At 42.9% G+C, this 15,615-nt stretch carries 8 protein-coding genes; 7 read left to right on the top strand and 1 reads right to left on the bottom strand.

Translation table 11 applies throughout. The features are described from left to right. The first annotated feature begins 163 nt into the window (after window positions 1–163). The 4 genes from AB0756_RS24120 to AB0756_RS24105 all read left to right on the top strand — a co-directional run bounded on the left by AB0756_RS24120 (window position 164) and on the right by AB0756_RS24105 (window position 9,098). Window positions 164–1,354 (top strand): MFS transporter, encoded by a 1,191-nt coding sequence (locus AB0756_RS24120; RefSeq protein WP_038078946.1) that lies wholly within the window; start codon window positions 164–166, stop codon window positions 1,352–1,354. 156 nt (window positions 1,355–1,510) lie between these two features. Beyond that, entirely contained in the window at window positions 1,511–4,159 is a 2,649-nt protein-coding gene (locus AB0756_RS24115; RefSeq protein ID WP_038078944.1) for an MGH1-like glycoside hydrolase domain-containing protein, read from the top strand. Between the two features lie 313 nt (window positions 4,160–4,472). Next, window positions 4,473–5,813 (top strand): efflux RND transporter periplasmic adaptor subunit, encoded by a 1,341-nt coding sequence (locus AB0756_RS24110; protein ID WP_038078942.1) that lies wholly within the window; start codon window positions 4,473–4,475, stop codon window positions 5,811–5,813. A gap of 108 nt (window positions 5,814–5,921) precedes the next feature. Continuing rightward, entirely contained in the window at window positions 5,922–9,098 is a 3,177-nt protein-coding gene (locus tag AB0756_RS24105; protein ID WP_038078939.1) for an efflux RND transporter permease subunit, read from the top strand. A gap of 479 nt (window positions 9,099–9,577) precedes the next feature. On the opposite strand, the gene AB0756_RS24100 is transcribed toward AB0756_RS24105, so the two are convergent. After that, a complete protein-coding gene (locus AB0756_RS24100) occupies window positions 9,578–10,594 on the bottom strand; it encodes a DUF2235 domain-containing protein (protein ID WP_038078936.1) in 1,017 nt (338 codons plus the stop codon). Between the two features lie 1,106 nt (window positions 10,595–11,700). On the opposite strand from AB0756_RS24100, the gene AB0756_RS24095 reads away from it, so the two are divergent. From AB0756_RS24095 to AB0756_RS24085, 3 genes are all read left to right on the top strand, one after another. Beyond that, window positions 11,701–12,894 (top strand): MFS transporter, encoded by a 1,194-nt coding sequence (locus AB0756_RS24095; protein WP_050045211.1) that lies wholly within the window; start codon window positions 11,701–11,703, stop codon window positions 12,892–12,894. A gap of 408 nt (window positions 12,895–13,302) precedes the next feature. Next, window positions 13,303–15,141, top strand: coding sequence for an energy transducer TonB (locus tag AB0756_RS24090; protein WP_408019788.1), 1,839 nt, complete (start codon window positions 13,303–13,305; stop codon window positions 15,139–15,141). 51 nt (window positions 15,142–15,192) lie between these two features. Continuing rightward, window positions 15,193–15,588 carry a VOC family protein gene (locus tag AB0756_RS24085; protein WP_038081939.1) on the top strand — a complete coding sequence of 132 codons (396 nt, stop codon included), beginning with the start codon at window positions 15,193–15,195 and terminating at the stop codon, window positions 15,586–15,588. Window positions 15,589–15,615 lie beyond the last annotated feature (27 nt).

Raw genomic sequence — 15,615 nt, 5'->3', positions numbered from 1 at the left:
TACTTATAAGATATTGAGTCTCTCTCGCGAGTGATTTAGGGATGCTGTATGCATCTGTAAGATTAACGAGAACGATCGCAACGATATTATAGAAACTAGTGTAAAAGACTCATAACAGTAATTCCCCTGATTTTTTCTGGGGTAGACATCGGGTACTGCTATCATGCCAACATTGCGCTCCCAAACAAACAGCAAAATGTGGATTGCGATCGCTCTCTCTTTCTACGCCTTTATAGCCATTGGCGTTGCGGAAGGAGGCTTGGGCGTCTTAATCCCCTCTATTCAGCAAACATACAACTTGACTTCTGCCACCATCTCCCTACTTTTCCTCAGTCAAGTGACAGGTTATATTATTGCAGCATTAGCCAGCAGTATCTTAACGAGCAATATGGGAATGGCGCGGATGTTGCTGCTAGCATCTGTTGTTCTGACCTGTGCCCTTGTGAGCTATGCTCTCAGCCCTTATTGGTGGTTGATGGTTGCTACAGGAACATTGCTCGGTTTGGGAATTGGTCTGATTGATGCTGGTATCAACAGCTATATTGCTAACGAACAACAGCAGGCTGACTTAATGGGGCTGCTACACGCATTTTATGGTATCGGGGCTTTGTTAGGTCCGGCGATCGCGACTACGCTCTTGGCATTTAACTTGCATTGGAGAAGTATCTACCTAGTTTTTGCAACTTTCGTCGGCATAATGGTCGCAGGAATGCTTTGGGCAGTTGTGTACGACTACAAACCGTTGAACAAGCGCGTACAAGTAACGGGAACAAATGCGCGAACCAATCTACGTGTAGCCCTTACAACTCCTGTCGTATGTATAGCTGCTCTGTTCTTATTTATTTATGTAGGTACAGAAGCTTCAGTTGGAAGTTGGGCTTATAGCGTCCAAAGTCTCAGTCGAGGCACGCCAAAGTTGCTTGCAGGTTATAGTGTCAGTGGCTACTGGATAGGGCTAACCATAGGACGTGCGGTGACGGGACGTATTGTTAAACGCTGGGGTGCTCTGCGTACTCTCGAGCGTTCCTTGCTACTGCTTGGGCTTGGTTTAACTGCTTGGTGGTTGTTACCAAATCAATTGCTGAGTTTACCAATCATTGGCTTTGCACTCGCCCCTATATTTCCACTAACAATATGGTTGATGCCACAACGAGTAAGTAAAGCTATTGTTCCGGCTGCAATTGGATGTATGACAAGTGTTGCTAGTTTGGGTGCAGCAACTATCCCCTCTGCTGTTGGGACTTTAGCAACGCGTTTTGGCTTGGAAATTATTCCAGTTTTGATGCTTCCTCTCGCAGTCATTATGATAATTTTGCATCGTTGGTTGGCACAGCATCAGGTGAGCCGTGCTTGATTGGGGAAATGACTCAGAAGACAACTTCAAGCAAAAATTATCTCTAATGCAAGCTTTAAGGCTCACTTTTATGACCACAGAGAGATTTATGAATAACTGTTTCTCGTCACACTTTACTTAACTTTACATTTGGTTTGAGTAGACTGGTATTTGTCCATGAACCAGAAAGATAACCTTGATGCTGAATCTTTACGCCTTGCAGAAGATACAAGACGCGAGAAAAACTGGAAACGCTGGGGACCTTACTTAGCAGAAAGACAGTGGGGAACCGTGCGTGAAGACTATTCAACAGATGGGTCTTCCTGGGACTATTTGCCCCACGACCACGCCCGGAGGCGAGCTTATAGGTGGGGAGAAGATGGGCTTTTGGGAATATGCGATCGCGAAGGACGTTTGTGTTTTGCTCTTGCACTATGGAACGGACAAGACCCCATTCTTAAAGAACGTCTTTTTGGCTTAACGAATACTGAAGGCAATCATGGGGAAGATGTCAAAGAATATTACTTTTATTTAGACTCAAGCCCAACACATTCCTATTTGAAAGCCTTGTACAAGTACCCACAGAAAGAATTTCCATATACACGCCTCGTAGAAGAGAACCGCAACCGAAGCAAGGATTTAGGAGAGTTTGAACTTATTGATACTGGAATTTTTGAAGAAAATAAATACTTTGATATATTTGCAGAGTATGCAAAAGCTTCACCCAACGATATATTAATCAAAATTACAGTTGTCAATCGCGGTTCAGAAACCGCCAAACTCCATGTTTTACCCACAATTTGGTTTAAGAACAGTTGGTCTTGGGGTCGCACGGGTGAAAGTTACTGGACAAAACCCTGCATTGAATATAAAAAAGATGGAGAGCTTTTGCTTTCTCATGAAACATTAGGTAAATTCCGTTTTATCGCCGAACCGATTCTAGGGCAGAACACTCCTAATTTTCTGTTTACTGAAAACGAGACTAATTCGGAAAGGTTATTTAATGTAGAAAACAGCACTCCCTATGTCAAAGATGCTTTTCACCAATACATCGTACACGGACAGAAGGATGCTATTAATCCCAAGATGGTGGGAACTAAAGCAGCAGTACAATACTGCTTGGAAGTTCCGGCTGGCGAGGAAGTAACACTCAGATTGCGCTTGTTTTCTGAAGAAGAAGCACCAGCACATCCATTTGGGCAAAACTTCCAGCAAATCTTTCAACAACGCATTTGTGAAACAGAAGAATTCTACAAAAATCGTATTTCATCCGAACTGTCTCAACATGAAAACCTGGTAACAAGACAAGCTTATGCCGGCTTGCTTTGGTCCAAACAATTCTATCATTACGGTATCAAAGATTGGCTTGAAGGAGATCCTTCACAACCGCCACTCCAGAGAAATGAAGAGGTTCGCAACGCTGATTGGACTCACCTTTACAATCGCGATGTGATTTCCATGCCAGATAAATGGGAGTATCCTTGGTATGCAACTTGGGATGTTGCTTTCCATCTCGTCGCCTTTGCCAAAATTGACCCAGATTTTGCCAAGCAGCAACTGATTTTGTTTTTACGTGAGTGGTATATGCATCCCAACGGACAGCTACCCGCTTACGAGTTTGACTTTTCCGGTACAAACCCACCTGTTATCCCATGGGCTTGCTGGCGTATTTACAAAATCACTGCCGAGCAAGGTCAGAAAGACCGTATTTTTCTCACTCGTGTCTTTCAAAAACTGTTGTTGAACTTTACTTGGTGGGTAAATCGTAAAGACGTTGCTGGAAAAAACATCTTTGCGGGTGGTTTTTTAGGAATGGACAATATAGGTGTTTTTGACCGTTCCAAACCTTTGCCTACTGGGGGCGAACTCCAACAAGCCGATGGGACTGCTTGGATGGCATTTTACTGCGTAACTATGCTGGCAATGGCATTAGAACTTGCTGAAGAAGATCCAGCTTACGAAGATATTGCTTCTAAGTTTTTTGAACACTTTATGGCCATTGCTGAGGCGACGAATACCATTGGAGGAACCGGGCTTTGGGATGAAGAAGATGGCTTTTATTATGATTGGTTGGCAGTCGATAGCAAGTATATACCTTTGAAAGTACGCTCTCTTGTGGGAATTGTCATCTTACTTGCAGTAGAAACTTTGGATTTTCAGGTTATCCAAAATTTACCAGGGTTTACCAAACGAATGCATTGGTTTTTGGAAAACCGCCAAAACGTCACCGAGTATATCTCTTGCATGAAAAAAGCAAAAGCGACCAATCATCTTTTGCTAGCAATTCCCACAAGAGAACGCTTGCAACAAGTGCTGCACTATTTGCTAGATGAAAACGAATTTCTTTCCCCCTACGGTATCCGTTCCCTATCTCGCTTTCATCTAGAACATCCCTACGTTTTTCCTATTGACGATCGAGAGTACCGTGTTGAGTATCTTCCTGGAGAATCAAATAGTAGCTTGTTTGGCGGTAACTCTAACTGGCGCGGACCTATTTGGTTTCCCCTGAATTACTTGCTTGTGGAAGCTCTAGACCGTTATTACCAATTTTACGGCGATGATTTATTAGTTGAATGCCCCACAGGTTCCGGACAAATGATGAATTTGGGGCAAGTTTCACAAGAAATTTCCCGACGCTTAGCTAGTATTTTCCTTCCGGATACAAGAGGGTATTGTCCTTGGCAAGGGAAAAACCAATATTTTTCTGTAGATGCTTATTGGCGTCACTTAACTCTTTTTCACGAGTACTTTTGTGGTGACACGGGTTCTGGTTTGGGTGCTAGCCATCAAACTGGGTGGACGGCATTGATTGTAAGGTTATTATAGCAGTCCGTATAAAATTTACAAACAAATTCTATCCTGATGAGGATTGAAAATGGTAACAGGATATTAGATGTAGGTGTAAAAGCAAAATTAGAATAACTCCGCAAGAACTGAAAAGACAACAAGCTGACTTTTTATGTAAGCTAGCAATAGCATTCTTCTTTGGATAGATAAATAACTGGAGGAAAGCCATTATATTTGGGTAGGTCACATATCACGATTTACCGACATAGCCTCGACCAAAAGATATAAATCTTATACTAGGATAAAAATCCTATTAGCTTCCAGTTAGTTTCTCCTTAGGTGCCTGTAAGTCATGAAATTCTCTGAGTCTCAAACTCATTTTGAAGATAATCTTCCAGAGGGAACCTCAGAAGAGCCACCTCGCAAACAGCGGCGGTGGCTTTGGTTGTTGGTAGCTCTGGGAGTACTGGCAGGAGGAGGCTATGCACTTTGGCGTTTCCTTGCCCCCGGACAAAAAGAACCTACGCCTGCTAGCGCTCAGCCCCCTGGGGTAAGAGTTAAGATATCTACGGTGCAAACAGGTATCATAGAGGACAGTTCGGAGTTTGTTGCCAATCTGGAATCTCGTCGGTCGGTCAATCTTCAACCCAGAATTCAGGGTCAGATCGCTCAGATATATGCTAGAGCGGGAGATACAGTAGCAGCAGGAGATCCAATTATCCAAGTTGATGCCAGAGAGCAACAAGCATCTGTGAGTAGTGTTGCAGCAGCAGCAGAGGTAGCGCGATCGCAATTGGAAAATGCGCGTGCAACTCTTCAATCCCTACAAGCAGAGCGCTTATCGAATCTATCTGATGTGAAATTGAACCAGCGAGAATACGATCGCTATGCTCGCTTAGCTGCAGAAGGCGCAGAATCCCGACAGGTACGAGATCAGTATGCAAATAGGTTAGAAACAGCACAAGCGCAACTCCGTGCTACAGAAGCGCGGATAAAAGCACAAACTGCCAGTATCATCCAATCAGAAAAATCTTTACAGCAAGCACAAGCAAATATTAATCAACAGCAAGTTCAACTTCAGTACTACAAAATCACTGCTCCTTTTCCGGGTACAGTTGGAGATATACCAGTCAAAGTGGGAGATTTTGTCAATACATCTACACAATTAGCTACAATTACGCAAAACCAACCTTTAGAATTAAACATTTTTGTACCAATTGAGCGCGGACCTCAATTACGTAAAGGAACACCAGTGGAGGTCATGGACGCACAAGGTAAAAGTTTAGGCATGAGTCGGGTATTTTTTATTTCACCAAGTGCAAACACTAACAACCAAGCAGTACTGATTAAAGCCCTTTACGACAACAATAGAAATCAACTGAGGGCAGATCAATTTGCACGAGCTAGAGTGATCTGGAACCAACGCCCAGGAGTTTTAGTTCCAACAACAGCCGTCACTCGAGTAGCAGGAGAAACCTTTGTGTATGTAGCTCAAACACCACCAGCATCACCATCACCGCAATCCGCGCAAGGCGGAGGATTTCAACTTGTAGCTCGGCAAAAGCGAGTGAAGTTGGGCAATATCAAAGGTAATAATTACCAAGTTCTTGAAGGATTGCAGCCAGGAGATAGAATCATCGTCTCAGGGCTACTCAATCTTAGAGATGGAGCACCGATTATTCCTGAATCGTAAGTCATGGAAGACGGGCTAATAGCTAATAGAAGACGGGCTAATTCATAACTATTAGCCATTAGCTATTAGCTATTAGCAACTGGCTTTTTAGCAATTAGCAATTTTCCTATGTTCGTTGACTTCTTTATCAAGCGACCTGTATTTACGAGTGTTTGCGCGATCGTTATTTTTCTAGTGGGAGCAATCAGTATTCCCACGTTACCCGCAGCGCAGTATCCCGAAATTAGCCCAGTTCAAGTAAACGTTTCTGCCAATTATGTTGGTGCCAATGCTGACGTTGTGGAAAATACCGTAACCACTCTTTTAGAAAGAGAAATTAACGGGGTTGAGGGCATGAAGTACATGACCTCAAGTAGTAGCAGTACTGGCAATAGTACCATCACAGTCACATTTGATGCATCGCGGAATAAAGATATTGCAGCAGTTGACGTACAAAATCGAGTGTCTCTAGCTGAACCTCAGTTACCAGAAGCAGTCCAGCGAACGGGAGTCAGTGTTAGCAAGCAATCTAACAATATCTTGTTAGCGATGGGACTGTACAGCGACAAGAACGAGTATAACAACATCTTCTTAAGCAACTACGCTGACCTCTACTTAGTAGATGCCCTACAAAGAATTAACGGTGTGAGTGAAGCTCGGATTTTTGGCGAACGCCGTTATGCAATGCGTCTGTGGCTCGACCCCAACCGGCTTGCAAGTCGCAGCCTCACAGCCCAAGATGTGGTTGATGCTCTCAACGAGCAAAACATACAGGTAGGTGCTGGACAAATTGGTCAGCAACCTGCTCCAGAAAGCCAAATGTATCAGGTAGACCTGCGGGCGCTGAGTCGATTTAGAGAACCATCCGAATTTGAGGACATGGTGATTAAATCCGGTCAGGATGGTACGCTTGTTAAGCTCAAAGATATCGGTCGGGCAGAACTCGGAGCAGAAAACTACAACACATTCCTTAGATTTAGAGGTCAAGAAGGTGTTGGGATTGGAATATTTCCAATTCCAGGTAGTAATGCTTTGAGTGTTGCGAAGGCTGTTAAAGAAGAAATGGCAAAACTTGCCCTGGATTTTCCACCAGGGATGAAATATCAAGTGGCGTTCGATACGACCTCGTTTGTAGAAGAATCACTCGCAGAAGTTGCCAAGACATTGTTTGAAGCAATTATCCTCGTTGTTTTAGTGATTTTTCTTTTCTTACAAGATTGGCGCACCACTATCATTCCCATCGTTACTATTCCCCTGGCATTGATTGGCACTTTTGCCTTTGTAAAAGTGTTCAATTTTTCCATCAATACCTTGACCTTATTTGGTTTAACCCTAGCAACAGGTATGGTGGTCGATGATGCGATCGTTGTAGTAGAAGACATTGCCCGTCTCATTCAACAAGAAGAGATGTCGCCACGTCAAGCCGCATCTTCCGCAATGCACGAACTTTTTGGAGCAGTTATCGCGACTTCTCTAGTGTTGATGGCTGTGTTTGTACCGGTTGCTTTCTTTCCTGGTTCAACAGGCCAAATTTACAAACAATTTGCTTTAACAATAGCCTTTTCGATCGCAATATCTACCTTCCTTGCGGTTACCCTCACTCCTTCTTTAGCTGGCTTGTTACTGCGTCCCCAGCAAAGACAGGGCGGTATTTTTGGCTGGTTTTTTGGTATAATTAACCGATTTCTTGATGCCATGACAAGCGGGTATACTTGGTTACTCAAGCGCCTTGTCCGTCTAAAAGCTATTGTTGTACTGTTGTTTGTTCTGTCTTTAGGGTTTACAGGATGGCTTTATACTCGCGTACCTACAGCGTTTATTCCTGATGAAGACCAAGGATATTTCATCACTATCATCCAAGGTCCACAAGGAGTTTCGCTTAATTACACGAGTAAAGTTATGCGTCAGGTAGAAGAGGAAATTCTCAAGTTACCAGAAGTTGTAGGGACTTTTGCCATAGGTGGTTTTGGTTTTACTGGTAGCACGGTCAACAATGGTGTTATTTTTACAACCTTGAAACCTTGGGATGAGCGGACTCAACCAGGTCAGTCAGTACAAGGAATTATTGGTAATTTATTTGGAAAGCTATCCACAATTACGGAAGCGAGGGTTTTACCAGTTAACCCACCAGCCATCCAAGGTTTGGGTAACTTCAGCGGCTTTGAATTCCAGTTACAAGACAGAAGAGGTACGAGTGGCTTGGATGCTATGGTACAGGTCATGGGTCAATTACTTGGTCAAGGAAATCAAACTCCGGGGTTACAAGCTGTCTTTAGTACCTTTGCTGCAGATACACCTCAACTTTTAATTGAGGTAGACCGCAATAAAGCTAAAGCTCTACAAGTCGATGTTGATGAGATTTTTAACACTCTACAAAGTTATTTGGGTTCCCGCTACGTTAATGACTTCAACTATCTTCAGCGGACTTACCGAGTTTACGTTCAAGCAGATGCTCAATTCCGTTCCAATCCTGAAGATATTGGTCGTTTGTATGTCCGTTCTGCTAGCGATCGAATGATTCCCCTCAGTAATTTAGTGAAAATAACTTCAGCAACTGGGGCGCAGACCATTAACCATTACAACTTATTTCGCTCGATTGCAATTAACGGTGCTGCAGCACCCGGTTTTAGTTCCGGACAGGCTATTCAAGCAATGGAGGGACTCGCAAAACAAATTTTACCAGCAGGTTTTGGTTATGAATGGTCGGGAACTGCTGCAGAAGAGTTACAATCTGGCGGTCAAGCACCTCTCATTTTTGGTTTGGGGTTGGTCTTCGTCTTTTTGGTGCTAGCAGCACAATATGAAAACTACGTTGACCCCTTGATCATCATGCTGTCAGTTCCCTTAGCTATCATGGGGGCGCTATCAGCTCAGTTGTTAAGGGGCTTACCTAACGATGTCTTTTGTCAAGTTGGTTTGGTAATGCTTATTGGTTTGGCAAGTAAAAACGCAATTTTGATTGTGGAGTTTGCTAACCAATTGAGAGACCAAGGTCTTTCGATTGCTAAAGCTGCTGTGGAAGCATCACAACAACGTTTGCGACCCATTCTGATGACTGCTCTTTCTACTCTGTTGGGTATTTATCCACTAGCAGTCGCTACAGGTGCAGGTGCAGCAAGCCGTAAATCTTTGGGGACAGCCGTGTTCGGTGGAATGTTAGTAGCAACGTTCTTAAGTTTGTTTGTTGTGCCAATCCTTTACATCGTAATTAGCAATATTCGCGCTCGCTTTGCGCCACGCCGTCCTTCATTGGCGTTAGAAGCTGCTGAAAAAGGCGATCGTGTTCCTTATGAAACGCATCGCTAAATACGGGTAAAATGCAATAAAAAGGAGTAAGAGTCAGACTCTTACTCCTTTTCATTGCCATTTTTATTAAGAAAGGCAGAGGGCAGCTTTGCAGGAGGCATTCGAGAATACTGGCTCCGCTCTCTGCGAGTGACCAAAGGGAACAAGGGTTTAAGACCCCGACTGAACTCCGTTCAGTCGCTACCATTTAGGAGGGGTCTGAATCCCCTTCTAAATGGAACCTTCTGCCCTCTGCCTTCGTACTTCTGCCTTCTTCAATTTAAATGTGCGTTGCAGTGAAAGTTATCTTTTTCCCGTTTAGCCAGTTCTTCCGCTCACTCAAATAGCAATACTTTGCGGAGTTCGAGACGGTAGGAGATAGATATAGGGTTTTTGACCGGATTTTACCAAAGTAGCATTCCGCTCGGAAGTTTTTTGTTCGATTTCCCTCAAACGCTTTTGAAAGTCTTTGAACGCCTGCTTGTCTTGTTGCAGGTAACTTATACGTGGGTATCTAATTTGGAAAGAATTTGTTGTAGATTCTTGGGTCTATAATCCTTACGACCTTTCAAACGCTTGAGCGTGCTATCATGAAGATCTTCAATGGCATCACCGACTTCACGAAGTTTGATTCCTGCCAATTTAAAGAATCCAGGATCGTTCTTAAAGTCACATTCATAATTGGGGTTGATACCTGTAGGAATCATACTTGTATCGAAGTCAAGTCCCAATCCCAACTCACCAATCGAATCAATCATCCACTGCAAAGCAGCATCGGATAAACCGCTTTGTTCTTCGGTTCCACCACCAACGCAGCCATGCTCGCCAGGAAACCATTTTTGAATCACTCGCTGGTTTTCAGCCTCAGGATGCTTCTTCATAGGAGTCACATCAAAGACTTCGCGGATTTCATCGATCGCCATTGCGTGCAAAGCATTTTGAACGCATTTGTTTAAAGTGGTGTCATGGAATCTGTAGCGCTTATTCAATTGCTCGTGCAGCTTACTGAAGGCGGGTAATCCAGGGATACCAAGCGCACCAACAGTATCAAAACAACCGACCAAAGTGATAGGAACGCGATCTCCGTAGCTTTCACGATATTCTGCTGCTAAGCGATCCTTAGGTTTAATATTTCGGTTACGGTAAAGCTCGTAAGCTTCATGGGTTTTGGTAACATGAGGGCGATCTAGCAGACCAGAGCAATAGATCATACCTGCTAAACTTCTTACCGTGTAAGCACCACGACTGAAGCCAAACAAATAGATTTCATCACCAGGAACATAGTTAAGACTCAGAAATCGGTAGCCATCTTCTATATTTCTATCGATTCCCAGTCCAGTCGCGCCCCCTAAAACCTTTTGACTCTCGGTTCCAATACCTTCGTCATAGAACACGATCTGTGCAACCCCATCACGGGCGATAGATTTCACGGATTGAGCCAGTTTCACCACATTGCTTGGGTAAGGGCTAGTTAACTGTTGCCAAGTTCCATCACAACAAACAACAAGACGCTTCATATTTCTATTTCAAAGCTTTTGAGACTTAGATCGACATTTTATTAAGGAAGGCAAAGGGCAGTTATGAAGAATCAAATGGAAGGTGATATTAATACCTTTTATTCCATTAACAAAGCTGCTCCAGTGGTTTAAAATCCCTCTGGTTGCAAGCTATCTACGAGTTTTTGGAAATCTCAACTCCAACAAACATCATTCCTGTTACCCTCTACCTCCGAATCTTCAATCAGTTATGGGTTGGCCATAAAACTAGGAAACACGCCTTAACATCGTCTTGACAAAAAGTCTTGTCAATACATAATTAAAGAATCAAATTTATCATTCAATTCCATTATTTTCTTACAAGAGTTTGACGATCTTCATGTTGTTCTTTATTAAGAACTCTCAATAAAGAACAACATGTGTTTGAGGAAGATTGTCTGTTTGGTATCAGGAAGTATTTTGGAAATAGTGATGATAGATTGATAGACAGTAGTAATGCTAAGGTTCTATTTGATTTCTAAAACTTTATACTATTAAGTTTTAGTGTCATGACTATAGTGGCATAAATAAATTCTCAGAGACAACTGATATATTTACGTAAATCAGGTTGGAGTGCGATTGAAATTGAGAAGCTTGCGTAAGTATAAGTGTAAGACTAATTCCTGAAATCTTTGAAACAAATGAGATTCCCCCTGGTTGAACGGGACTTGGCGATCGCATATAGCAATCATTTAGTAGCATGGTATAAGTAAATACAAGTATGTATGAGGAGTTCGCAAAGAAGTGTCCTTGATATTTAACTACTCCTGCGGTATTGGCATCTTGCCTCTCATGCTATACGATTTAAAGATGCATTAGCTTACCACAGCGTGGTGAGTTCCTTCCCTGTACCTGTCAAGTGAATTTCTCATATATCCAAGTTAGAGCCCTGACTTCTTAAAAAAGCCGGGTCTCTGGGATCTGTAAATTTTTACCAGAAAAATAGGATTGCCATAACCGTAAAAACTCCACCATAGAGATTCTTGTGTCTTGAAAGTCATCAATACTTAAGTTGATGCGGACTTTTTGATAAATTGATGCATTGGTACTAATTACTTACAAATCTCTTGTATTGAGAAATTAAATTCATGGAACCAGCCAGCCCAGACAGCCAGCCAGAGTCACCCAAACCATTGTACTTAGACACAAATTTTCAAATTATTTGTGCAGTTTCTCTCATAGCAGTCATTGGAGTTTCTAGCATTACCCCTGCTTTTCCTAAACTAGCTCAAGCATTAAATGTTGACCCAAAAAATTTGGGATTATTAGTCACGGTATTTACTTTTCCAACTGTTATCCTAGGTCCTTTTATTGGTGTCCTAGCCGATCGCATGGGGAGGAAAAAAATTATTGTTCCTTCTCTGTTTATATTTGGTCTAGCAGGTACAGCTTGTGCATTAGCTCGCGATTTTAACCTGTTGCTTTTACTGCGGTTCCTACAAGGAATTGGTGCAGCTTCTTTGCTATCTCTCAGTATTACCTTAATTGGCGATATATATGCTGCTGATAGACGCACAATGGCAATGGGTTACAATGCTAGCGTTACTAGTATTGGTACAGCATTTTACCCGACAATAGGTGGTTTGCTAGCAACTTTTGGTTGGTACTACCCCTTTTTATTGCCTGTAACAGCAATTCCAATTGGGTTTCTGGTATTATTTACATTGAAAAATCAAGAACCCCAGGGAGAAAGAAACTTAAAAGAGTATTTGAAAAATGCTCTACAAACTTTAAAAAATCGCAAATTAGCTGGGTTATTTATTGGTAGTGCTGCTAACTTTGTTCTTCTCTACGGGGCTTACATAACTTATCTACCTCAACTTATTAGTCAGACATTTAAAGCGCCCGCAGCTACCATTGGATTATTACTATCTAGCGTTTCCGTGGCTATTACAATTACATCATCACAATTAGGAAGGTTATCGAAAAAGTACCACTCTACAACATTGATTAGAGCATCTTTCATTTTATATGCTTTAGCTCTGTTAACTGTTCCCCTAGTAAAGAATATTTGGTTACTCTTGATTCCGACGACAATTTTTGGTATTGGTTTGGGAATTGGTTCTCCAAGTATACAAACTCGGTTAACCGAGATTGCACCAAAACAGTATTTAGCGACAATTTTATCTGTCAATGGCACGTTTTTTGGATTGGGCCAAACTTTAGGACCGCTACTGATGCTTGTAGCTTTTGGTTTTGGAGGTATCAACAGCGTGTTTTATTTAGGTGCAGCATTTTCCCTCTTAATTCTCGTTGTGTTTAAATACTGCACCTGTTTATAAGTTAAGCTAGCTCCCCTACAGCCTCAACCCAACATTTTCAGTTGGATACAAGGTATTTACGATCGCCTATCCCTGTTAGAATGACTTATAAAAGTTTGATTTAGGTGGCAATTCCTTATCTTTTTCCTCTGCGCGATCTGTAGATTTATAGTAAAATACTTAACTATAAATCTACAGATTACGTAGAGAGAAGAAGTCAGAAAACTATTGCTTTTCTGAAGTTTTTATTCTGCTGCAAGCAAGATAAGAACATTTTCCGCAAGAACATGAAAGACAGGAGTGCAGATTATTCGGTAATCTTTCTATAATTAAGGAGAAAAATACTCGTTATACGTAGCTGGAACATACCAAACCAATGTTAGATACAATTTTGAGGCTGTTGTTAAGAAAATAGGACACTAGCTCGCTATGGTTAAGTCTTATACATCACAGCCAGAAAAGACAGAAAAGACAGAACAGAGGGATCGCTTTCCCAGAGATTTGCTCTTTTATCTGGTCACTTCCATCCTCCTACACGCCATCGTATTATTTGGCATGGATTATTGGTTGCAAGTTTTTAAGCCCAATCGCGAGAAAGAACTTTCCCAACCCATTCCAATAGAATATCTTGAAGTTCCTCCCGAACCAGCAAAGAAACCTCCAGAAACCTCAAAACGAGCAGCCAGAGATTCTGCAAACGGTGGCAAAGTTAAACAGAAAAGCTCAATTGCTGTCACAAAATCGGCATTACCAGCAGAATCCAAAACCCCTACTGTTCGCCCTCAAACCTTACCCGAACCAAATCCAGCAACAGTATCGCCACCACAGCCACCAACGCAACAACCAGCAATATCACCAAATTCATCATCTCAACAACAGCAATCGCAACCATCACAAGCGATCGCACCTCTGGCGCAACAAACAGAACCTCAAATCGCTCGCTCGGAAGTTCCCACCAACACTTCTCCAGAACCGCAACTTCCACAAAAAGAGGAAAATCCATCTGTTGTAACACCAACACCCGAAATACAACCAGCACCAACTCCCAACGATACAACAGCATTAACCAACAAACTCCGACAATCCACTCTGGCGCGTCGCGTTAGGACGTCCCCATCACCCGCAACGCAACCAACACCAACTCCCGACACCACAGCATTAACCAACAAACTCCGACAATCCACTCTGGCGCGTCGCGTTAGGACGTCCCCATCACCCGCAACGCAACCAACACCAACTCCCGACACCACAGCATTAACCAACAAACTCCGACAATCCACTCTGGCGCGTCGCGTTAGGACGTCCCCATCACCCGCAACGCAACCAACACCAACTCCCGACACCACAGCATTAACCAACAAACTCCGACAATCCACTCTGGCGCGTCGCGTTAGGACGTCCCCATCACCCGCAACGCAACCAACACCAACTCCCAACGACACCACAGCATTAAACAACAAACTCCGACAATCCACTCTGGCGCGTCGCGTCAGGACGTCCCTATCACCCGAAGTACAACCAACACCAACTCCCAACGACACCACAGCATTAAACAACAAACTCCGACAATCCACGCTAGCGCGTCGCGTCAGAACGTCCCCAACACCCGCAACGCAACCAACACCAACTCCATCTGCGATACCATCACAACCCAAACCCCAGCAAACAACTATTGCTCGCAGTACCACTTTTACAAAACCTAAACCCAGCCAAACAAACCTTGCACCTACAACTAAACCAGCAAATCGCACACAAAAGCTGGTAGCTAGCCCTTCATCCGGACAATTACAACCTAGATCGACTCAAAGCACACCACCTAAAGTTAAGCCATCTCGGACATCAGGAGCAGCGAGTCGTTTGGGTGGTCCAGTCAGTTTATCAAGTCGCAATATTGAAAATTTAGCCGCCCTACCTGATTCTAACCCCTCCAATCGAGCTGTTGATGGTATGGATGCTCGCAAGGATGACTTGGGTCCCTATCTAGCACAATTGCAGCAACGAGTGAAGCAGCAATGGATACCCGGACTTACCCAATCGTCCCGCCGAACAGTCCTTTACTTTACTATTAGTCGTTCGGGTCGAATCACCGGTCTTCAAGTTGCACAACCCTCTGGATTCGACGCTATTGATGAAGCTGCGCTGAACGCCGTCCAGCGAGCAGCACCTTTTGCTCCTTTACCAACTACGTATTCAGGAAACTATTTATCTATTGAATTTACGTTTAGTATTAACGTTTATGGGCAACTCGATTTATTTATGGGGCAATAGAGACAGCGAAATAGGAAAATAAATAATTAAACTCTCACCTATGGGGTCAAAATGAAAGTTGATACGGCATATACAAGATTGCTTGTCAAAAACTGGAAAGATTGCTTTTTCTTCTATAAAGAGGTTATTGAATTTGATGTTGCAGTGGTAGATGAAGAAGCCGGATATGCTGAGTTTAAAGCGGGAGATATGCGGTTAACTCTATTTCGACGACAAGAAATGGCACAAATGATTCACAATGCCGATAAGCCTGCTCATGCAGAATGCCAAGATACTGTAGCTCTAGTTTTTATCGTACATGATTTAGAGGAAGAATATCAGAGATTGAGGCATAAAGGCGTGAATTTTACTGCTGCACCCATGAATAATCCATACTACAACTTAAAAACAGCTTATCTTCGAGATCCAGATGGCACTCTCATTGGTTTGTACCAATATTTAATGTAATCTAAAATACACCAGGAATTTAACAAG

The sequence above is a fragment of the Tolypothrix campylonemoides VB511288_2 genome (assembly GCF_045999855.1).
GTDB classification, from domain to species: Bacteria; Cyanobacteriota; Cyanobacteriia; order Cyanobacteriales; family Nostocaceae; genus Scytonema; species Scytonema bouteillei_A.
Note: the sequence above shows the minus strand (reverse complement) of the source record. Positions and strands in the feature narration are given on the sequence as shown.

Coding starts and splice junctions, on each gene's coding strand:
- AB0756_RS24120 (WP_038078946.1), top strand. CDS start 164: ATGCCAACATTGCGCTCCCAAACAAACAGCAAAATGTGGATTGCGATC.
- AB0756_RS24115 (WP_038078944.1), top strand. CDS start 1,511: ATGAACCAGAAAGATAACCTTGATGCTGAATCTTTACGCCTTGCAGAA.
- AB0756_RS24110 (WP_038078942.1), top strand. CDS start 4,473: ATGAAATTCTCTGAGTCTCAAACTCATTTTGAAGATAATCTTCCAGAG.
- AB0756_RS24105 (WP_038078939.1), top strand. CDS start 5,922: ATGTTCGTTGACTTCTTTATCAAGCGACCTGTATTTACGAGTGTTTGC.
- AB0756_RS24100 (WP_038078936.1), bottom strand. CDS start 10,594: ATGAAGCGTCTTGTTGTTTGTTGTGATGGAACTTGGCAACAGTTAACT.
- AB0756_RS24095 (WP_050045211.1), top strand. CDS start 11,701: ATGGAACCAGCCAGCCCAGACAGCCAGCCAGAGTCACCCAAACCATTG.
- AB0756_RS24090 (WP_408019788.1), top strand. CDS start 13,303: ATGGTTAAGTCTTATACATCACAGCCAGAAAAGACAGAAAAGACAGAA.
- AB0756_RS24085 (WP_038081939.1), top strand. CDS start 15,193: ATGAAAGTTGATACGGCATATACAAGATTGCTTGTCAAAAACTGGAAA.